The organism is Afipia sp. Root123D2, assembly GCF_001425835.1.
Taxonomy (GTDB): Bacteria; Pseudomonadota; Alphaproteobacteria; order Rhizobiales; family Xanthobacteraceae; genus Afipia.
Genome location: NZ_LMDP01000006.1, coordinates 40,038 through 59,929, shown reverse-complemented (window position 1 = coordinate 59,929; position 19,892 = coordinate 40,038). Strand labels below are relative to the sequence as shown.

General features: G+C 62.9%; 17 protein-coding genes and 1 pseudogene. 13 read left to right on the top strand and 5 right to left on the bottom strand.

Annotated elements, in window-relative coordinates; all coding sequences use genetic code 11:
• The 6 genes and pseudogenes from ASC80_RS23925 to ASC80_RS22780 all read left to right on the top strand — a co-directional run.
• Positions 1-115 (top strand): annotated as a pseudogene (locus ASC80_RS23925) (succinate--CoA ligase subunit alpha); the annotation flags it as partial.
• A gap of 131 nt (positions 116-246) precedes the next feature.
• Positions 247-3,219: a 2-oxoglutarate dehydrogenase E1 component gene (locus tag ASC80_RS22800; protein ID WP_056302158.1), complete on the top strand. Its 2,973-nt coding sequence runs from the start codon at positions 247-249 to the stop codon at positions 3,217-3,219.
• A gap of 109 nt (positions 3,220-3,328) precedes the next feature.
• Positions 3,329-4,573 carry a 2-oxoglutarate dehydrogenase complex dihydrolipoyllysine-residue succinyltransferase gene (gene odhB, locus ASC80_RS22795; RefSeq protein ID WP_056302157.1) on the top strand — a complete coding sequence of 415 codons (1,245 nt, stop codon included), beginning with the start codon at positions 3,329-3,331 and terminating at the stop codon, positions 4,571-4,573.
• Between the two features lie 89 nt (positions 4,574-4,662).
• On the top strand, positions 4,663-5,409 hold the full coding sequence (locus ASC80_RS22790) for an SDR family oxidoreductase (RefSeq protein ID WP_056302154.1): 747 nt from the start codon (positions 4,663-4,665) through the stop codon (positions 5,407-5,409).
• 45 nt (positions 5,410-5,454) lie between these two features.
• Entirely contained in the window at positions 5,455-6,858 is a 1,404-nt protein-coding gene (lpdA, locus tag ASC80_RS22785; protein ID WP_056302152.1) for a dihydrolipoyl dehydrogenase, read from the top strand.
• Between the two features lie 57 nt (positions 6,859-6,915).
• Positions 6,916-7,434 (top strand): hypothetical protein, encoded by a 519-nt coding sequence (locus ASC80_RS22780; RefSeq protein ID WP_056302150.1) that lies wholly within the window; start codon positions 6,916-6,918, stop codon positions 7,432-7,434.
• A gap of 7 nt (positions 7,435-7,441) precedes the next feature.
• Here the strand turns inward: ASC80_RS22780 and ASC80_RS22775 are convergent, their stop codons facing one another.
• Positions 7,442-8,032: a DUF4337 domain-containing protein gene (locus ASC80_RS22775; protein WP_056302148.1), complete on the bottom strand. Its 591-nt coding sequence runs from the start codon at positions 8,030-8,032 to the stop codon at positions 7,442-7,444.
• 93 nt (positions 8,033-8,125) lie between these two features.
• Complete coding sequence (locus tag ASC80_RS22770) at positions 8,126-9,106, bottom strand: tyrosine recombinase XerC (protein WP_056302147.1); 981 nt, start codon at positions 9,104-9,106, stop codon at positions 8,126-8,128.
• Positions 9,107-9,188: 82 nt separating this feature from the next.
• Between ASC80_RS22770 and ASC80_RS22765 the strand changes: the two genes are divergently transcribed.
• On the top strand, positions 9,189-11,363 hold the full coding sequence (locus ASC80_RS22765) for a primosomal protein N' (RefSeq protein ID WP_056302145.1): 2,175 nt from the start codon (positions 9,189-9,191) through the stop codon (positions 11,361-11,363).
• Positions 11,364-11,494: 131 nt separating this feature from the next.
• Here ASC80_RS22765 and ASC80_RS22760 read toward each other — a convergent pair whose 3' ends face one another.
• Positions 11,495-11,935, bottom strand: coding sequence for a septal ring lytic transglycosylase RlpA family protein (locus ASC80_RS22760; RefSeq protein ID WP_056302143.1), 441 nt, complete (start codon positions 11,933-11,935; stop codon positions 11,495-11,497).
• A gap of 699 nt (positions 11,936-12,634) precedes the next feature.
• Between ASC80_RS22760 and ASC80_RS22755 the strand changes: the two genes are divergently transcribed.
• From ASC80_RS22755 to ASC80_RS22730, 6 genes are all read left to right on the top strand, one after another.
• Positions 12,635-13,195, top strand: a complete 561-nt coding sequence (locus ASC80_RS22755; protein ID WP_056302170.1) for a F0F1 ATP synthase subunit delta — start codon at positions 12,635-12,637, stop codon at positions 13,193-13,195.
• On the top strand, positions 13,195-14,727 hold the full coding sequence (gene atpA, locus ASC80_RS22750; protein WP_056302142.1) for a F0F1 ATP synthase subunit alpha: 1,533 nt from the start codon (positions 13,195-13,197) through the stop codon (positions 14,725-14,727). Before ASC80_RS22755 ends, atpA begins: the two co-directional genes overlap by 1 nt.
• 123 nt (positions 14,728-14,850) lie before the next feature.
• Positions 14,851-15,732 (top strand): F0F1 ATP synthase subunit gamma, encoded by an 882-nt coding sequence (locus tag ASC80_RS22745; RefSeq protein WP_056302139.1) that lies wholly within the window; start codon positions 14,851-14,853, stop codon positions 15,730-15,732.
• Between the two features lie 10 nt (positions 15,733-15,742).
• Complete coding sequence (locus ASC80_RS22740; protein WP_056302137.1) at positions 15,743-16,147, top strand: organic hydroperoxide resistance protein; 405 nt, start codon at positions 15,743-15,745, stop codon at positions 16,145-16,147.
• A 23-nt stretch (positions 16,148-16,170) separates the two neighbouring features.
• A complete protein-coding gene (gene atpD / locus ASC80_RS22735) occupies positions 16,171-17,601 on the top strand; it encodes a F0F1 ATP synthase subunit beta (protein WP_056302136.1) in 1,431 nt (476 codons plus the stop codon).
• Positions 17,602-17,607: 6 nt separating this feature from the next.
• The gene (locus ASC80_RS22730; protein WP_056302134.1) at positions 17,608-18,018 is read left to right on the top strand and encodes a F0F1 ATP synthase subunit epsilon; all 411 of its coding nucleotides are present in this window, start codon (positions 17,608-17,610) and stop codon (positions 18,016-18,018) included.
• A 74-nt stretch (positions 18,019-18,092) separates the two neighbouring features.
• On the opposite strand, the gene ASC80_RS22725 is transcribed toward ASC80_RS22730, so the two are convergent.
• Entirely contained in the window at positions 18,093-18,593 is a 501-nt protein-coding gene (locus ASC80_RS22725) for an RNA pyrophosphohydrolase (protein WP_056302132.1), read from the bottom strand.
• Positions 18,594-18,686: 93 nt separating this feature from the next.
• Entirely contained in the window at positions 18,687-19,892 is a 1,206-nt protein-coding gene (locus ASC80_RS22720; protein WP_056302130.1) for a divergent polysaccharide deacetylase family protein, read from the bottom strand.

Genomic DNA, 19,892 nt, shown 5'->3' with positions numbered 1-19,892 from the left:
CGGCGGAAAGGGCGACGCCGAGTCCAAGATCACCGCCATGGAAGCCGCCGGCATCATCGTCTCCCCGTCCCCCGCAAGACTCGGCACAACTCTTGTCGAAAAATTGAAGTCCTGATTCAATTTTTGGGTATTTTGGGCGCGAATTTTCGACCTAAATAGGGTAAAGGGTGGCGTATCAACATGATGCCACCAAGACCGGGCAATTTGGCCCGGTTTTCCGCGTAATATCAAAAATCAGGACGCGATATGTCTCGCCAGGCCGCGAACGCCAATTTCGCCCTCACTTCCTTCCTCGACGGCGCCAATGCCACCTACATCGACGACATGTACGCGCGGTACGAGGCCAATCCCTCCTCGGTGGACCAGGAGTGGCAGGAATTTTTCAAAAGCCTGAAAGACCAGCCGGCCGACGTTGAAAAGAACGCCAAGGGTCCCTCCTGGGAGAAGCCGAACTGGCCCCAGACCCCCAACGACGACCTGACCTCAGCGCTCGACGGCAACTGGGCGCAGGTCGAAAAGGCGGTCGGCACCAAGCTCGCCGCCAAGGCGCAGGCGCCCGGCGCGGCATTGAGTTCCGATGATGTCCAGCAGGCGACGCGCGATTCGGTCCGCGCCCTGATGCTGATCCGCGCCTACCGCATGCGCGGCCACTTCCATGCCAATCTGGATCCGCTCGGCATCGAGGGCCAGAAGGATCACGAGGAACTCGATCCGCGCTCCTACGGCTTCACCGACGCCGACTGGGACCGCAAAATTTTCCTCGACCACGTCCTCGGTCTCGAATTCGGTACGCTGCGTGAAATTGTCGCGATCTGCCAGCGCACTTACTGCCAGACGCTCGGCGTCGAATTCATGCACATCTCGAATCCGCAGCAGAAGGCCTGGATTCAGGAGCGCATCGAAGGGCCGGACAAGGAAATCTCGTTCACCCGCGAAGGCCGCCGGGCGATCATGATGAAGCTGATCGAGACCGAAGGTTTCGAGAAGTTCTGCGACATCAAGTTCACCGGCACCAAGCGGTTCGGCCTCGACGGCGGCGAATCGCTGATCCCCGCGCTCGAGCAGATCATCAAGCGCGGCGGCAATCTCGGCGTGCAGGACATCGTCGTCGGGATGCCGCATCGCGGCCGCCTCAACGTGCTGACGCAGGTGATGGGAAAGCCGCACCGCGCGCTATTCCACGAATTCAAGGGCGGTTCGGCCACGCCCGACGAAGTCGAAGGTTCGGGCGATGTGAAGTATCATCTCGGCGCATCGTCGGATCGTGAATTCGATGGCAACAAGATCCATTTGTCGCTGACCGCGAACCCGTCGCATCTGGAAATCGTCGATCCGATCGTGCTCGGCAAGGTGCGCGCCAAACAGGACCAGTACGGCGATCCGCCGGACCAGCGCATTTCCGTGCTGCCGCTCCTGATGCATGGCGACGCAGCATTCGCCGGGCAGGGCGTCGTCGCGGAATGTTTCGCGCTGTCGGACCTGAAGGGCTATCGCACCGGCGGTTCGCTGCATTTCATCGTCAACAACCAGATCGGCTTCACGACCTACCCGCGCTATTCGCGCTCGTCGCCTTATCCGTCGGACGTCGCCAAGATGATCGACGCGCCAATTTTCCACGTGAACGGCGACGACCCGGAAGCGGTGGTGTTCGCCGCCAAGGTGGCGATCGAGTACCGGCAGAAATTCCACAAGCCCGTCGTCATCGACATGTTCTGCTATCGGCGCCACGGTCATAACGAGGGCGACGAGCCGAGCTTCACCAACCCGGTGATGTACAAGAAGATCGCGTCGCATCCGTCGACGCTCGATATTTACGCCAAGCGCCTGGTCGCCGACGGCGTGATGACTCAGGGTGAAATCGACAAGGCCAAGGCCGATTGGCGCGCGCGGCTCGATGCCGAGCTCGAGGCCGGCACGGGCTACAAGCCGAACAAGGCCGACTGGCTCGACGGCAAGTGGGCCGGGTTCAAATCGGCCGATCTCGGCGAGGATCCCCGCCGCGGCAACACCGGTGTCGCGGTCGACGAGTTGAAGGAGATCGGGCGCCAGATCACCAAGGTGCCCGACGGATTCCATGTTCACCGCACGGTTCAGCGTTTCCTCGACAGCCGGATGAAGGCGATCGACACCGGCGAAAACATCGACTGGGCGACCGGCGAGGCGCTGGCTTTCTGCACATTGATGAATGAGGGGCACAACGTCCGTCTGTCCGGACAAGACAGCGAGCGCGGCACTTTCTCGCAACGTCATTCGGTGCTGTTCGATCAGGAGGACGAGAGCCGCTACACGCCGTTCAACCATCTGGGCGGCGCGCAGGGCGAATACGAGTCCGTCCGGGGCCACTACGAGGTCATCAACTCGCTGCTGTCGGAAGAGGCCGTGCTTGGCTTCGAGTATGGCTACTCGCTGGCCGAACCGAAGGCGCTGACGATCTGGGAAGCGCAGTTCGGCGACTTCGCCAACGGCGCGCAGGTTCTGTTCGACCAGTTCATCTCGTCGGGCGAACGCAAATGGCTGCGCATGTCCGGCCTCGTCTGTCTGCTGCCGCATGGCTATGAAGGGCAGGGTCCGGAGCATTCGTCCGCTCGTCTCGAGCGTTTCCTGCAGATGTGCGCGGAAGACAACATGCAGGTCGCCAACCCGACGACGCCGGCGAACTATTTCCACGTGCTGCGCCGCCAGTTGAAGCGCGAGATCCGCAAGCCGCTGATCCTGATGACGCCGAAGTCGCTGCTGCGCCACAAGCGGGCGGTATCGTCGCTGGCTGAATTCGGGGCCGAGACCTCGTTCCATCGCGTGCTGCTCGACGATGCCGAGACCGGCGGCGAGATCAAGCTCGTCGCCGACAACAAGATCCGCCGTGTCGTGCTGTGCTCCGGCAAGGTCTATTACGACCTGCTCGAGGAACGCGAGAAGAGAGGCGTCGACGACATTTATCTGCTGCGCGTCGAACAGCTGTATCCGGTCCCGCTGAAAACGCTGGTGCAGGTGCTCGAACGTTTCAAGAAGGCCGAAGTGGTGTGGTGCCAGGAAGAGCCGCGCAACATGGGTGCGTGGCACTTCATCGAACCTTATCTCGAATGGGTTCTCAATCAGGTCGGCGGTCCGAGCAAGCGTCCGCGCTATGCCGGCCGCGCCGCGGCGGCCGCCACGGCCACCGGTCTGATGTCGAAACACCTCGCGCAGCTCAAGGCGTTTCTTGATGAGGCGCTTGGCTGACAACAATCCGATTTCACATGCGTCGCGCCAGCGGCGCATGTTTTTCTTCAAGGTGAGAATCAGCGTCGATCGCGGGGCCCGCCCGCAATGATGCAAAAGGAAGCAACATATGGCTGAAATTCGCGTTCCAACCCTCGGCGAATCGGTAACCGAGGCAACCATTGGCCGATGGTTCAAGAAGGCCGGCGATGCCGTGGCTGTCGATGAACCGCTCGTCGAACTTGAAACCGACAAGGTGACGATCGAGGTTCCGGCGCCGTTCGCAGGGACGCTCGAGGAAATCGTCGCCAAGGATGGCGAGACCGTTGCGGTCGGCGCGCTGCTTGGCCAGATCAGCGAAGGCGCCGGCGGCGCCAAGCCGGCTGCGCCCGCGAAGGCGCCGCAGGACGCCGCCGCGCCGAAGGCTGCGGAGCCCGCCGCGGCTGCACCCGCGCCTGCGCAGAAGTCGCCTCCCGCCGATGCGCCGCAAGCCCCGTCGGTACGCAAGCTTTCGGCCGAAAGCGGCATCGACGCTTCCACCGTGCCGGGCTCCGGCAAGGATGGCCGCGTCACCAAGGGCGACATGCTGGCCGCGATCGAGAAAGCCGCGTCGACGCCGACCGCCGTTCCAGCGGCTTCAATCCAGGTGCGGGCGACCTCGCCGGCCGATGACGCCGCGCGCGAAGAGCGCGTGAAGATGACGCGGCTGCGCCAGACCATCGCGCGCCGCCTCAAGGATGTGCAGAACACCGCCGCGATGCTGACGACCTTCAACGAGGTCGACATGTCGAACCTGATGGCGATGCGCGGCCACTACAAGGAACTGTTTGAGAAGAAGCATGGCGTGAAGCTCGGCTTCATGGGCTTCTTCGTGAAGGCCTGCGTGCAGGCGCTGAAGGAGGTTCCCGTCGCCAACGCCGAGATCGACGGCACTGACCTGATCTACAAGAACTATTACCACATCGGCGTCGCGGTCGGCACCGACAAGGGTCTTGTGGTCCCGGTGTTGCGCGATTGCGATCACAAGTCGATTGCCGAGATCGAGAAAAACATCGCCGAGTTCGGCAAGCGCGCCCGTGACGGCCAGCTCAAGATCGAGGAGATGCAGGGTGGCACCTTCACGATCTCGAACGGCGGCGTTTACGGCTCGCTGATGTCGACGCCGATCCTCAATGCGCCGCAGTCCGGAATTCTCGGCATGCACAAGATTCAGGAGCGCCCGATCGTGGTCGGCGGCAAGGTCGAGATTCGCCCGATGATGTATCTGGCGCTGTCCTACGATCACCGCGTCATCGACGGCAAGGAAGCGGTGACGTTCCTGGTCCGTGTGAAGGAAAATCTCGAGGATCCCGCGCGCCTCGTGCTGGATCTCTGAGCAAGGTTAGCTGTGGCAATCGGATCCAGTCGTCGGCCTGTCGGGACGTATAGCTTGGCGTTCAATGCGCCGCTTGAGGGAGGCGCAGCATGACCGGCCAGGTTGTCCTCATCACCGGAGGAAGCCGCGGCATCGGCCGCGCTGCTGCGTTTGCCGCAGCCGCGCGCGGCTACAAGGTCGTGGTCGGCTATGCCAGCAACAAGGCCGCGGCCGACGAGGTCGTCGGCAAGATCGAGGCGAGCAACGGCAAGGCCATCGCGGTGAAATGCGATGTTGGCTCGGAAGCGGATATCCTCAACCTGTTCAAGCAGGCTGATACGTTCGGATCACTGCATGCGCTGGTCAACAACGCCGGCGTGGTCGATGCGACGTCGCGTGTCGATGAGATGTCGGCGGAACGGTTGACCCGGATGATGAACGTCAACGTGGTCGGCAGTATCCTGTGCGCGCGCGAGGCGGTGAAGCGCCTCTCGACAAAACACGGCGGCAAGGGTGGCGTGATTGTCAACCTGTCGTCGGTCGCGGCCACGCTGGGCTCGCCTTCGCAGTATGTCGATTATGCCGCGTCGAAAGGCGCGATCGATACGCTCACGCTCGGCCTTGGCCGTGAGGTGAGCGCGGAAGGAATTCGTGTCGCCGGGATTCGTCCTGGCCTGATCGATACCGACATTCATGCCAGCGGCGGCGAACCGGATCGCGCTCATCGCCTCGCGCACACCGTGCCGATGAAACGTGTCGGAACCCCGGAAGAGGTCGCCAACGCCATCGTCTGGCTCATGTCGGACGAGGCGTCATATGTCACGGCGACGACGATGGATGTGTCCGGAGGCCGTTGATAACGGTTTCCGCAGGATGAGTTAAATTCAAGACAGGACAGAGCAATGGCTTCATATGATCTCGTTGTAATCGGCACCGGCCCCGGCGGTTATGTTTGCGCTATTCGCGCGGCACAACTCGGGATGAAGGTTGCCGTGGTCGAGAAGTGGCCGACCTTCGGCGGAACCTGTCTCAATGTCGGCTGCATTCCGTCGAAGGCGCTGCTTCATGCGTCCGAGCGTTACGAAGAAGTCACCCACATGCTGCCCAAAATGGGCATCGGCGTCGGCAAGCCGAAGCTCGACCTGCCGACCATGATGAAGTTCAAGGACGACGGCGTCGACGGCAACGTCAAGGGCGTCAGCTTCCTGTTCAAGAAGAACAAGATCGATACCTATGTCGGCACCGGACGTATCGTCTCGGCCGGCAAGGTTGAAGTGAAGAGCGCGGACGGCAAGGCGGAAACGCTGGAGGCGAAGAACATCGTCATCGCCACCGGCTCCGATGTGGCGAAGCTCAAGGGCGTCGACATCGACGAGAAGCGCATCGTGTCGTCAACCGGCGCGCTGACGCTCGACAAGGTGCCGGAGAAGCTGCTGGTGATCGGCGCCGGCGTGATCGGCCTCGAACTCGGCTCGGTATGGCGCCGCCTCGGCGCGGAAGTCACCGTGGTGGAATTTCTTGACCGCATCCTGCCGGGCATGGATGGCGAGATCGCCAAGTCGTTCCAGCGGCTTCTCGAAAAGCAGGGCATGACCTTCAAGCTTGGCACCAAGGTCACGGGTGTCGATACGTCGGGCAAGCGTCTCAAGGTGCAAATCGAGGCGGCTGCCGGCGGCAAGGCGGAAACCGTTGAGGCCGACGCGGTGCTGGTGGCGATCGGACGCATGCCCTACACCGAAGGTCTTGGACTCAAGGAAGTCGGCGTCGACCTCGATCAGCGCGGCCGCATCAAGACTGACGAGCACTTCGCCACCAACGTGAAGGGCATCTATGCGATCGGCGACGTCATCGCCGGTCCGATGCTGGCGCACAAGGCCGAGGACGAAGGTGTTGCGGTGGCCGAAATTCTCGCCGGGCAGGCGGGCCACACCAACTACGATGTGATTCCGGGTGTGGTCTACACCTCCCCGGAAGTCGCGAGCGTCGGTAAGACCGAAGAAGAGCTGAAGCAGGCCGGCATCGCCTACAATGTCGGCAAGTTTCCGTTCACTGCCAACGGCCGCACCAAGGTCAACCAGACCACGGATGGCTTCGTCAAGATTCTCGCCGATGCCAAGACCGATCGCGTGCTCGGCGCGCATATCATCGGCGCGGAAGCGGGCGAGATGATTCACGAAGCGGCGGTGCTGATGGAATTCGGCGGTTCCGCCGAGGATCTGGCACGGACCTGCCACGCGCATCCGACGCGTTCGGAGGCCGTCAAGGAAGCCGCGCTTGCGGTCGGAAAGCGCGCTATCCATATGTGAGTCCGGCCCGGTCTTTCAGGCGATCTCCGCGCTGAAAGCACCGGGCGAAAGACGACAATGCGCCGTGTGCTCCACCCTCTGTGGGTTCTGCTGGCTCTGATTTTTCTGGCCGAAGCGTGGCTCTGGGATCGCCTTGAGCCTGTCGTTGCGCGTGTCGTCAATCTCCTTCCGCTACCGGCATTCAAGGCGTGGCTGGCCGCGCGGGTCGCTCGTCTGTCGCCCGCCGCGACGCTGATCGTCTTTGCCGTGCCGGCGCTGCCGTTGTTCCCACTCAAGATCACCGGCGTGTGGCTGCTCGCCCACGAATATTTCATCAGCGCCGCGCTGGTGTTTATTTTCGCCAAGTTGCTGGGCGTCGGCATCATGGCATTCGTGTTCGACGTCACCCGTTCCAAGCTTCTGCAGATGGGCTGGTTCGCGTGGCTGTACCGGACGATTCTCGCCATTCGCGAATGGGCCCGGCAGCAGATCGCGCCGGTCAAGCTGGCATTGAGCCGGCTTCGGGAACGCTTCGGCACGGGCGCGCCGTCGCGGCTGATCCAGCGGCTGCGCCGCCGGGCCCAGTCGACGAGGTAAAGCGTCGTTACATCAGGTGAACGGCGTGCGGCGCGAACACCCCGATCGCGGTGAAAGCGACGCCCACCACCGCCAGCAATCCCGATGCCCACGCCAGCGCGAGCATGCCGGTGATGATGGTCGCCGACGCCAGCACGATGGCGATCTGGAAGGCTGCCGAGGCAAGTTCGAAGTGGTGATACTTCGCCATCGCGAGATCACGGGCGTGCTCGGCGTGCTTGGCGCGTTCGGCGAGCTGGTCCTGGCCCTCTCCGGTTTCCGGTTCGGAGCGATAACGTGCCGCGGTTTTCTGCCAGGCGTCGACCTGCTTGGCCAGCGCGGCCTTGGCGGCGTCATCGCCGGTCAGACCGATGCTGAGTTTGGCGTTCTCGGCGGCCGACTGCACCACCGTGCGGCGGATGCTCTTGGCCTGGAAGAACGCCCACAGGTTGGCGGCTTCGACATTCTTGCTGATCGATTCGGTCTGGGCGTCCTTGCCGAGAGTTTCCGAGAACGCGAGGCATAGCGCGATGATCGCGATCAGCAGCGCGATCTTCTTGTTGGAGCCGGACGCATGTTCCGCATGTTCGGCGTGCTCCATGCTTTCGTGGGCGCTCATATGAGTTAAGTCCTCCGCAGGGTGACTTACGATTGTCCGAACGCTTATGGCCGCGCAAGGGCCGCGCGGTGTCGTCACATGAGAAATTTTTTGTCAGGCGCGGGGATGGGCGGTCTTGTAAACGTCCATCAGGCGTTCGGCATCGACGCCGGTGTAAATCTGCGTCGTCGAGAGCGAGGCATGGCCGAGCAGTTCCTGGATCGCGCGCAGGTCGCCGCCGCGCGACAGCAGGTGGGTGGCAAAAGAGTGGCGCAGCGCGTGCGGCGTGGCGCTGTCCGGCAGGCCGAGCGCGCCGCGCAGCCGCTCCATGGTCAGCTGGATAATGCGCGGTGACAGCGGGCCGCCGCGTGCACCGACAAACACCGGCCTGTCTGCGGAAAGCGCATGAGGACACACCGCGATGTAGTCCTGCACGAGATCGAGCACGGTTTTCAGAACGGGCACCATGCGGGTCTTGTTGCCCTTGCCGGTAACGGTGATGACATCGCCTTCCCCCGGCGTTGGGATGTCGCGGCGCTTGAGGCCGAGCGCTTCGGAAATGCGCAGGCCTGATCCATAGAGTAAAGCCATCACGGCGGCATCGCGGGCCCAGATCCAGGGCTCGCGACTTTCCCCGGCGCGGATGTCTGCGTCGGTCATCTGCTTGGCGGATTGCATCTGGATCGGCTTCGGCAGGCTCTTGCCGATCTTCGGCGCGCGGATCGCGGCCAGCGCCCCGACCTTGCCCTTGCCTTCGCGCTCAAGGAACTTGCCGAACGAGCGCAATCCGGCCAGCGCGCGCATCAGCGAGCGGCCGCCGATGTCATGGGCGCGGCGCGCCGACATGAAGGCGCGCACGTCGGATGTCTCGACGGCGGCGAATTGTTTCAGTGACACAACCCCGCCCCAATGGTCGCTGAGGAACACGAGACATTGGCGCAGGTCGCGCTCATAGGCCTCAAGCGTTTTCGGCGACAACCGCCGCTCGCTGCGCAAATGCGCCAGCCAGTGCGCGATCTCGGTCTGGATGTCCGGCGCGGCGCAGGACAGGCGCGGATCGCTTTCCGTCTCCGATGTGCTGGCGGCCCTGGTCATTCTGCGTCCGGTGCTTGACAGGAATCGGTTTATCGCACCCTTTTCGTTATGCTCCTCTTAATCCCACTGGATCCTGCACGGCATGGCTAGGCGCGTCGTCGATGTTCTCGTGCCGGTGGCCGTCGATCAGGCCTATTCGTACCGGATTCCGGACGGAACGGACCTCAAGCCGGGCGACGTGGTGTCGGTGCCGCTCGGATCGCGTGAGGTCACCGCCGTGGTCTGGGCGGAGAATCACAATCCCGATCCGCGCCTGCACAATCGCCTCAAGGATGTCAGCGAGCGGCTCGATGTGCCGCCGCTGAAGGAGGAGTTGCGCAGTTTCGTCGACTGGGTTGCATCCTACACATTGTCGGCGCGCGGCATGGTGCTGCGGATGACGCTGCGCATGGGCGAACATCTCGGGCCGGAGCGCGTGCGCATGGGCGTGCGTCTGGTCGGATCGCCGCCGCAGCGCATGACCTCGGCGCGTCATCGTTTGATGTCGTGTCTGTCGGATGGATTGCTGCACGGAAAATCGGATGTCGCGCGCGAAGCCGGCGTCAGTGCATCGGTGATCGACGGTCTCGTCGATGAAGGCACACTCGTAACCGAGCCGATGCCGCGTGAGGCGGCGATGCAAAAGTCCGATCCCGATTTCGCGGTCGCGGATTTTTCTCCCGACCAGAAGACCGCCGCTGCAGCGTTGCAGGCACTCGCAGCGGGCGATGAATTTCAGGTGGCGCTGCTCGACGGCGTGACCGGTTCGGGCAAGACCGAAGTTTATTTCGAGGCGGTCGCCGAAATCATCCGGCGCGGCAAGCAGACGCTGATCCTGATGCCGGAGATCGCGCTCACCGGACAGTTCCTCGATCGCTTCGCGCAACGCTTCGGTGTGCGTCCGCTGGAATGGCATTCGGAACTGTCGCCGCGTACCCGCGCGCGCAATTGGGCGGCGGTAGCGGCGGGCGAGGCGCAGGTTGTGGTCGGCGCACGCTCGGCGCTGTTTCTGCCTTACGCCGATCTCGGCCTGATCGTGGTCGATGAGGAACACGATCAGGCCTACAAGCAGAGCGACGGCGCGCATTATCATGCCCGCGACATGGCTGTGGTGCGCGCGCACATCGCGAAAATTCCGGTGGTGCTGGCGTCGGCGACGCCGTCGGTCGAGAGCGAGGTCAACGCGCGCAAGGGGCGTTACCGGCGCGTGGCGCTCCCGGCGCGGTTCGGCGGTCAGCACATGCCGCAGATCGACACGATCGACCTGCGGCGCGAAGGGCCGCAGCGCGGCCGGTTCATTTCTCCGCCGCTGGCGGAAGCGATCGGACACGCGGTGGAGCGCAAGGAACAGGCGCTGCTGTTTCTCAACCGGCGCGGCTATGCGCCGCTCACACTGTGCCGTGCCTGCGGTCATCGCTTCGCCTGTACGATCTGCGACGCCTGGCTGGTTGATCACCGGTTTCGTCAGCGTCTCGTTTGTCATCACTGCGGCTTCTCGATGCCGCGCCCGCATCAATGCCCGCAATGCGGGGCCGAGGAATCGCTCGCCGCGATCGGTCCCGGCGTCGAGCGGTTGCAGGAGGAAGCGGCGTCACTGTTCCCGGATGCCCGCACCATGGTGCTGTCGAGCGATCTGATCACCTCGATCGAAACCATGCGCACGGAACTCAACGAGATCGCCGAGGGCCGCGTCGATATCATTATCGGAACGCAACTGGTGGCGAAGGGACATAATTTCCCGCGCCTCAACCTGGTCGGTGTGGTCGATGCCGATCTCGGGCTCGGCAACGGCGATCCACGCGCCGCCGAGCGCACGTTCCAGTTGCTCAATCAGGTGATCGGGCGCGCCGGGCGCGAGCAGGGCCGCGGCGTCGGCTACCTGCAGACCCATCAGCCGGAACATCCGGTGATGAAGGCACTGGTCGCGTGCGACCGTGAGGCTTTTTACGACAGCGAGATCGAGGCGCGCGAGCGCACGATGTATCCGCCGTTCGGGCGGCTCGCCAGCCTCATCATCTCGGCGGGAGATCGTCCCACCGCCGAGGGGTTCGCACGCAAGCTGGTGGCGATGGCACCACGCGACGAGCGCATTCAGGTGCTGGGACCGGCGGAAGCGCCGCTCGCCGTGATCAAGGGCCGCTATCGCTTCCGCATTCTGGTGAAGTCGGCACGCAATGTCGATCTGTCGCACTATCTGCGCGACTGGATCGCGGTGGGGCCGAAGCCGAAGGGCAATCTGAAACTCGAGATCGATGTCGATCCGCAGAGCTTCCTGTAGGCGCGCCTGCAGCGATCAAAGAAAAAAGCCGGCACAACCGGTGCCGGCTTTTTCACGCGACTCGACGTTTACGCAACTCAACGCGAACTCAACTCAGGCGCGATCGATCGAACCGCGCCTGTACGCTACGCTTACTGAACTTCTGCAACCACCTGGCCGACACCGCGGCTGGTGAGGCCGATGGCGCGGGCGGCGCCTTTCGACAGGTCGAGAACGCGGCCACGGATGAAGGGGCCACGGTCATTGATGGTGACGACCACGCTGCGGCCGCCGTGGGTAACCTTGAGCTTGGTGCCGAACGGCAAGGAGCGATGAGCGGCGGTCATGGCGTTCTGATTGAAGCGCTGGCCTGAGGCAGTCTTGCTGCCGGACTCGTTGCCGTAAAAGGAGGCCTTGCCGGAAAAGCTGTGGCCCGAGCTCATCGAAGCGTTGGCATTGCGCCAGTGGTGCTTGCGTTGCCCGGCATCACTTGCCGAAGCACTCAGGACGATCATCCCGGCGGCAGCGGCAATCGCGGAGGCGTTCCGAATCCCGGAGGATCGCGGCATCAGCCTCTTCGCAGTATTAATCATATATCTGTCCCTCATAATCGTAGATTCGTCCGGCGGCTGGCTAATGGGTGCCGCCGCATACCGAGCGGGACGGATCATTCAATAATAAGGCGTAAGCACGGCACGGTATTTGGTTCCAGAAGTCGGGAAATATATTACCGGCTCGCCAATTAATCTTTATATCTTCCATAATATTGGAAAATAACTTGGTATTTATCGACCTATACTTTTGATTACCGATGTTCGAAGATTTGGCTGGGGTCCAGCAAGTAAAAAAACGGCATCGGTTCAGTGGCGAGAAATGCGATTTAGGCATGGCTCTATGCTTGAGGCGGGCGGCTCGCAGGCGGGATATCGCGTACGGGCGTCAGCCGATGACCGGGGCGGCCGCCCGGATTCGTTCCGGGGAAGTCGACCCGGGCTTCCCGCCGGAGACACGGCGACCCGATCTGCGACCTTCGTCTCAGCTTCGTTGCTCTGATCTCGAAGCCTGCGACAAACAGGCGTCTGTGAAGATGCATTGGCACGCGTCGTCATGTTGCACCTGCGCGCTCGCTATGTTAGCAAACCGACGATTTTAACGCGCTGGATCCATCGGTCCGGCCGAAAATCGAAGTCCAGCTTGAATTCCAAGGACTTAGGGATCGCTTGGCGCCGTGCGTGGTGCCGCTTTGGGGCGATGTCTTTTCCCTTGGATTGTCGACAGCAGAGAGCGTTTTCGTGGCAGCTGAAGATTCGTCCGTTTCTGGGGTGTCCGGCCGTTATGCGACGGCCCTTTTCGATCTCGCGCGTGACGAGAAGTCCATCGATGCGGTCAAGGCCGACCTCGATAAGTTCTCCGCGCTTCTCGCCGACAGCCCGGACCTGCTGCGGCTGGTCCGCAGCCCGGTTTTCACCGCCGACATGCAGGGCAAGGCGCTTGCCGCCATCCTCGCCAAGGCCGGTATCGGCGGTATCACCGCCAAATTCCTTCAGGTCCTGACTGCCAACCGCCGTCTGTTTGCGGTCAGCGATGTCATCAGGGCTTTCCGTGCGCTGGTCGCGAAATTCCGCGGCGAGGCCACGGCTGAAGTCACCGTCGCCGAACAGCTCAGCGACAAGAATCTCGACGCTCTCAAGGCCGCGCTGAAATCAGTGTCCGGCAAGGAAGTCGATCTCAACGTGAAGATCGATCCATCGATCATCGGCGGGCTTATCGTCAAGCTCGGCAGCCGCATGGTCGACAGTTCGCTTCGCACCAAACTCAATTCGATTAAGCACGCGATGAAAGAGGCAGGCTGATGGACATCCGCGCCGCGGAAATTTCCGCAATCCTCAAGGACCAGATCAAGAATTTCGGCCAGGAAGCCGAAGTCTCCGAAGTCGGTCAGGTTCTCTCCGTCGGCGACGGCATTGCCCGCGTCTACGGCCTCGACAACGTCCAGGCGGGCGAAATGGTCGAGTTCGAGAACGGTACGCGCGGCATGGCGCTGAACCTCGAAACCGACAACGTCGGCATCGTGATCTTCGGCGCCGACCGTGAGATCAAGGAAGGCCAGACCGTCAAGCGCACCCGCGCCATCGTCGATACGCCGGTCGGCAAGGGTCTTCTGGGCCGCGTCGTCGACGCGCTCGGCAATCCGATCGACGGCAAGGGCCCGATCCAGGGCGCTGAGCGCAAGCGTGTCGACGTCAAGGCGCCCGGCATTATTCCACGTAAGTCGGTCAACGAGCCTATGGCGACCGGCATGAAGGCGATCGATGCGCTGATCCCGGTCGGCCGCGGCCAGCGCGAATTGATCATCGGTGACCGCCAGACCGGCAAGACCGCGATCGCGCTCGACACCATTCTCAACCAGAAGCCTCTTAACGTTGCCGGCGCGCCAGAGGGCCAGAAGCTCTATTGCGTGTACGTCGCGATCGGCCAGAAGCGGTCCACCGTCGCGCAGTTCGTGAAGGTGCTCGAAGAGCAGGGCGCGCTGGAATATTCGATCGTCGTCGCGGCTACCGCGTCCGATCCGGCGCCGATGCAGTACCTCGCTCCGTTCACCGGCTGCACCATGGGTGAATATTTCCGCGACAACGGCATGCACGCCGTCATCATCTATGACGATTTGTCGAAGCAGGCCGTGGCCTATCGCCAGATGTCGCTGCTGCTGCGCCGCCCGCCGGGCCGCGAAGCTTATCCCGGCGACGTGTTCTATCTGCATTCGCGCCTGCTCGAGCGCGCCGCGAAGCTGAACGACGATCACGGCAACGGGTCGCTGACCGCATTGCCGATCATCGAAACCCAGGCCAACGACGTGTCGGCCTACATTCCGACCAACGTGATTTCGATCACCGACGGCCAGATCTTCCTTGAAACCGATCTGTTCTTCCAGGGCATCCGCCCGGCGGTGAACGTCGGCCTGTCGGTGTCGCGCGTCGGATCCGCGGCGCAGACCAAGGCGATGAAAAAGGTCGCTGGCAAGATCAAGGGCGAGCTCGCGCAGTACCGCGAAATGGCGGCGTTCGCGCAGTTCGGCTCCGACCTCGACGCTTCCACCCAGCGCCTGCTGGCGCGCGGTTCGCGCCTCACCGAGCTTCTGAAGCAGCCGCAGTTCTCGCCGCTGAAGATGGAAGAGCAGGTCGTGGTGATTTACGCCGGCGTTAACGGCTATCTCGACGGTCTTCCGGTCAACAAGGTGCGTGCGTTCGAAGATGGGCTGCTGTCGCTGTTCCGCGGCAAGCACGCCGATATTCTCAACACCATTCGCGACACCCGCGATCTTGCCGACGATGTTGCCGGCAAGCTCAAGAGCGTCGTCGAGGGTTACACCAAGACGTTTGCCTGATTGCCGTCATGGCCGGACCCGTTCCGGCCATTTCGACAGGTCGCACATCAGCGAGATGCCCGGCGCAACGCCGGGCATGACAGGATAGAGACACAGGTTAGATCGAAAGCGGCTGATTAGGACATGGCTTCTCTCAAGGACATGCGCGTCCGCATCGCCTCGACCAAGGCGACGCAAAAGATCACCAAGGCCATGCAGATGGTCGCGGCGTCGAAGCTGCGCCGTGCGCAGACTGCGGCCGAAGCCGCGCGCCCCTATGCCGAGCGCATGGACGCGGTGATCAGCAACATCGCCACTGCGACGGCCGGTTCCGACAGCGCCCCGGTGTTGCTGGCCGGCACCGGCAATGACCGGGTTCATCTGCTGCTGGTCTGCACCGGCGAGCGTGGCCTGTCCGGCGCGTTCAACTCGTCGATCGTCCGCCTTGCGCGCGAACGCGCGCTGGCGCTGATGAATCAGGGCAAAGAGGTCAAGTTTTTCTGCGTCGGCCGCAAGGGCTACGAGCAGCTCCGCCGCCAGTTCGACAAGCAGATCGTCGAGCATGTCGAACTGCGCTCGGTGAAGCAGCTCGGCTTCAAGAATGCCGAACAGATCGCCAAGAAAGTGGTCGCGCGGTTCAACGCCGGCGAATTCGACGTCTGCACGCTGTTCTATGCGCGCTTCAAGTCGGTGATCGCGCAGGTTCCGACCGCGCAGCAGATCATCCCGCTGGTGATCGAGCAGAAGAACGATCAGGCCGCGGGTGCATCCGCGGTGTACGACTACGAGCCCGAGGAAAACGAGATTCTTGCGGACTTGCTGCCGCGCAATCTTGCCATGCAGGTGTTCCGTGCGCTGCTCGAAAACAATGCATCATTCTACGGCGCGCAGATGAGCGCGATGGACAACGCGACCCGCAACGCGGGCGACATGATCCGCAAGCAGACGCTGATCTACAACCGTACTCGCCAGGCGATGATTACGAAGGAACTGATCGAAATCATCTCCGGTGCCGAGGCAATCTGAGGGGCGATCCATGGCATATGTGACCAAGGCTACGACTTCCGGTGGACGCAACGGGCGCGCTGTTCTCGAAAACGGCGGCCTCGCGCTCGCGATGGCGTTGCCGAAGGATCTCGGCGGGGCCGGCGACGGCCACAATCCGGAGCAGCTGTTTGCGCTCGGCTGGTCATCTTGTTTTGGTCAGGCGATTCTGGTTCTCGCCAAGAAGCACGGTCTTGACGGTCAGGCCGCCAAGGTGACCTGCGAAGTTACGCTCAACATCAATGACGGCGCCTTCTCGCTCGCAGCCGAACTCAAGGTGGCGCTGCCGGGTGCCGACAAGGCCAAGCTTCAGGCCCTGATCGAAGACGCTCACACCATTTGCCCCTATTCCAAGGCGACGAAGGGGAATGTCCCCGTCAAGCTGACCGCCGTCTAAAGTTTACGAAGGAGAGAGTTTCCATGGCCCAACCAGCCAACCAGGTCGGACGCATCACGCAGGTCATCGGCGCGGTCGTTGACGTGAAGTTCGACGGGTATCTTCCCGCGATTCTGAATGCGATCGAAACCAAGAACCAGGGCAACCGCCTCGTTCTCGAAGTCGCCCAGCATCTTGGTGAATCGACCGTCCGTGCCATCGCGATGGACACCACCGAGGGTCTGGTGCGCGGCCAGGAGGTCAACGACACCGGTGCCCCGATCACGGTGCCGGTCGGCGCCGGAACGCTCGGTCGCATCATGAACGTCGTCGGCGAGCCGGTCGACGAAGGCGGGCCGATCAAGGCTGAAGCCACTCGCGCGATCCATCAGGAAGCGCCGAGCTACACCGAACAGTCGACGGAAGCGGAAATTCTCGTCACCGGCATCAAGGTCGTCGATCTGCTCGCGCCTTACGCCAAGGGCGGCAAGATCGGCCTGTTCGGCGGCGCCGGCGTCGGCAAGACGGTGCTCATTCAGGAACTGATCAACAACGTCGCAAAGGCCCACGGCGGTTACTCGGTGTTCGCCGGCGTCGGCGAGCGTACCCGCGAAGGCAACGACCTCTATCACGAGTTCATCGAATCCGGCGTCAACAAGAAGGGCGGCGGCGAAGGTTCGAAGTGCGCGCTGGTGTACGGCCAGATGAACGAGCCGCCGGGCGCGCGCGCCCGCGTCGGCCTCACCGGCCTGACCGTCGCCGAACAGTTCCGCGATCAGGGCCAGGACGTGCTGTTCTTCGTCGACAACATCTTCCGCTTCACCCAGGCGGGTTCGGAAGTGTCGGCGCTGCTCGGCCGTATTCCTTCGGCGGTCGGCTATCAGCCGACGCTCGCCACCGACATGGGCGCGCTGCAGGAGCGCATCACCACCACGACCAAGGGCTCGATCACCTCGGTGCAGGCGATCTACGTGCCGGCCGACGACTTGACCGACCCGGCGCCTGCGACCTCGTTCGCTCACTTGGACGCAACCACGGTGCTCAACCGCGCGATCTCGGAAAAGGGCATCTATCCGGCGGTGGACCCGCTCGACTCGACCTCGCGCATGCTGTCGCCGCTGGTTGTCGGCGAGGAGCACTACCAGACCGCGCGTCAGGTTCAGCAGGTGCTGCAGCGCTACAAGTCGCTGCAGGACATCATCGCCATTCTCGGCATGGACGAACTGTCCGAAGAGGACAAGCTGACGGTGGCACGCGCTCGCAAGATCGAGCGCTTCCTGTCGCAGCCGTTCCACGTCGCTGAAATCTTCACCGGCTCGCCGGGCAAGTTCGTCGACCTCGCCGACACCATCAAGGGCTTCAAGGGCCTTTGCGAAGGCAAGTACGATCACCTGCCGGAAGCGGCGTTCTACATGGTCGGAACGATCGAGGAAGCCGTCGAGAAGGGCAAGAAGCTCGCGGCGGAAGCGGCGTAATCGAACATGGCTACCTTTCACTTCGATCTTGTGTCGCCGGAAAAGATCGCCTTCTCAGGTGAAGTCGAGCAGGTAGACGTTCCTGGCATCGAGGGTGATTTCGGCGTGCTTGCCGGACACTCGCCGCTGGTCGCGAGCGTGCGCCCCGGCATCATGACAGTGACGGTCGGCGGCAAGCACGAGAAGATCATCGTGCTCGGCGGTCTTGCCGAAGTGTCCGAGAAGGGCTTGACGGTCCTTGCCGACACCGCGACCTCGCTCGCCGAACTCGATCGCGAAGCGTTCGCAAGTCGGATCGAGGAAATGGAAGAGCAGTTGAAGGACGAGGAGCCCGGCAGCGCGCTCGACCGCGCCATCACCCGCCTCGACCACTTCAAGGCGATCCAGAGTTACGTCGTCTCGACGGCGATGCACTGATCCCGCGATCCATACGGATTAAAAAAAGCCCCGCCAGTGCGGGGCTTTTGCTTTCCGAAGGTCAGCGCACAACGCTATTTCCTGGCGAAGCGCGAGAATTCCTCGACCACCCGCTCATAGACCGGACGTTTGAACGGCACCACCAGTCCGGGCAGGTTCTTCATCGGCTCCCAGCGCCATTTGACGAATTCGGGTTTATGCCCGGCCGGCGAGACGATGTTGATCTCGCTGTCGTCGCCGGTGAAGCGCACCGCGTACCATTTTTGCTTCTGCCCGCGATAGCGGCCCTTCCAGGCGCGTCCGGCGACGGTGCGGGGAATGTCGTAGGTCAGCCATTCGGGGACTTCGGCAAGCTTCTCAACCGAACGGGCGTTGGTTTCCTCGTAGAGTTCTCGCTTCGCCGCGCTCCAGGTGTCCTCGCCGGAATCGACGCCGCCTTGCGGCATCTGCCAGACGTGAGTCTCGTCGACATGTTCGATCCCGCCGGCACGGCGGCCGATGAAGACCAGTCCCTCGGAGTTCAGCAGCATCATCCCGACGCAGGTCCGATAGGGCAGTTCTTCGTAACGCGTCATTCGATCCAAACCTTGTTCCGGCCCGTATGTGACTGTATCGGCGTCGTGGCCCGGGTCACGTGAGCGGCTGTGTGAGTCGGAAGGGACCGGCTCTCAGCTCGATTTTGATTTTGTCATCGCCGTTGTCAACGGCACCAGCAGGAGGCCGCGGCTCTCCAGCCCCTTCGCCCATGCTGCGATGTGCTCGATCGATACCGGCAGCGCCGACGCCACGCCGACTGCCTTGCCGCGCTCGCGGGCGATGCTTTCCAGCTTCGCCAGTGCCTTGTCGATTTCCGCCGCGGTCGGCACGGAATCGATGATGGCGTCGGCGGTTGCGAACGGAACGGTCTGCGCCTCCGCCAGCGGACCGGCGACACTGCGCGGCGCCGCACCGTCGTCGAGATAAACGAGCCCGCGTTTGGCGGCTTCCTTGATGATCGGTTGCATGGCGTCGTCGGTCACGACGAAGCGCGATCCCATAAAATTCGCCAGACCGACATAGCCCTGAAACCGGCTCATGTGCCACGTCAGGCGATCGATGTTCTGTTCCGGCGTCTGCGTCGTCAGCAGCGTCTGCGGTCCGGGATCGTTGTCGGGATAGTTGAACGGCTCCATCGGGACCTGTAGCAACACCTCGTGCTTCTGCGCGCGGGCGCGTTCCACCAGCATGTTGGGCTCGGAGCCATATGGCGTGAAGGCCAGCGTCACGGCGCCGGGTAATTTCGTGATTGCCTCGGTGGTCTTGGCGGCGCCGACGCCGAGGCCGGTGATGACGATGGCGACGCTCGGCATCGTTGCCGCGCGGGCGCGTTCAAGATCGGTTCCCGCCGCATAGGCCTGCGACGGTTTCAGTCCGCCGGCGATGACCGGAATCATGCCGTAGCGGGATTTTTCCAGCAGCTTTGGATTGATGCCGGTTGACGATAGCGCCGGCGAAGCGGGTGCCGCGGCGCCGGGCATTGCCGCCGCGCCGCCGCCGATCACCATGTCATGACGCTGGCCGCTGGAACCGTCGATGATGGTCACGGTGCGTTGGCCGTGGCTGGTGTCGGTCATGGTCGACGGGGAGGCGGATGCTGGCGCGCCGGTCGAAGGTTTGGCGGGTTTCTCGGATGGCAGTGTCGCCGGGTCGTAGGCGACCTTCGCCAGCGGCTCGCCGCCGAGCGGATCATGGTTGAACAATGCGAAACCGGCGAATGTCAGCAGAAACAGGCCGAGCAGCGCCGCAATCGCTTGCGGCGCCGTGAACGGAAGTCGGGCCCGTCGCTTGCGGGGGCGGTCCTGCCCTAGCGGTGCGCTGAGATCGTCGGTGGTCAC

What these genes read in the sequence shown, in the direction of transcription:
- ASC80_RS22765 (WP_056302145.1), top strand. Translation starts at nt 9,189, where the DNA reads ATGGCTAGGCGCGTCGTCGATGTTCTCGTGCCGGTGGCCGTCGATCAG.
- lpdA (WP_056302152.1), top strand. Translation starts at nt 5,455, where the DNA reads ATGGCTTCATATGATCTCGTTGTAATCGGCACCGGCCCCGGCGGTTAT.
- ASC80_RS22770 (WP_056302147.1), bottom strand. Translation starts at nt 9,106, where the DNA reads ATGACCAGGGCCGCCAGCACATCGGAGACGGAAAGCGATCCGCGCCTG.
- ASC80_RS22760 (WP_056302143.1), bottom strand. Translation starts at nt 11,935, where the DNA reads ATGATTAATACTGCGAAGAGGCTGATGCCGCGATCCTCCGGGATTCGG.
- ASC80_RS22745 (WP_056302139.1), top strand. Translation starts at nt 14,851, where the DNA reads ATGGCTTCTCTCAAGGACATGCGCGTCCGCATCGCCTCGACCAAGGCG.
- atpA (WP_056302142.1), top strand. Translation starts at nt 13,195, where the DNA reads ATGGACATCCGCGCCGCGGAAATTTCCGCAATCCTCAAGGACCAGATC.
- ASC80_RS22780 (WP_056302150.1), top strand. Translation starts at nt 6,916, where the DNA reads ATGCGCCGTGTGCTCCACCCTCTGTGGGTTCTGCTGGCTCTGATTTTT.
- ASC80_RS22775 (WP_056302148.1), bottom strand. Translation starts at nt 8,032, where the DNA reads ATGAGCGCCCACGAAAGCATGGAGCACGCCGAACATGCGGAACATGCG.
- ASC80_RS22800 (WP_056302158.1), top strand. Translation starts at nt 247, where the DNA reads ATGTCTCGCCAGGCCGCGAACGCCAATTTCGCCCTCACTTCCTTCCTC.
- odhB (WP_056302157.1), top strand. Translation starts at nt 3,329, where the DNA reads ATGGCTGAAATTCGCGTTCCAACCCTCGGCGAATCGGTAACCGAGGCA.
- ASC80_RS22725 (WP_056302132.1), bottom strand. Translation starts at nt 18,593, where the DNA reads ATGACGCGTTACGAAGAACTGCCCTATCGGACCTGCGTCGGGATGATG.
- ASC80_RS22740 (WP_056302137.1), top strand. Translation starts at nt 15,743, where the DNA reads ATGGCATATGTGACCAAGGCTACGACTTCCGGTGGACGCAACGGGCGC.
- ASC80_RS22730 (WP_056302134.1), top strand. Translation starts at nt 17,608, where the DNA reads ATGGCTACCTTTCACTTCGATCTTGTGTCGCCGGAAAAGATCGCCTTC.
- atpD (WP_056302136.1), top strand. Translation starts at nt 16,171, where the DNA reads ATGGCCCAACCAGCCAACCAGGTCGGACGCATCACGCAGGTCATCGGC.
- ASC80_RS22790 (WP_056302154.1), top strand. Translation starts at nt 4,663, where the DNA reads ATGACCGGCCAGGTTGTCCTCATCACCGGAGGAAGCCGCGGCATCGGC.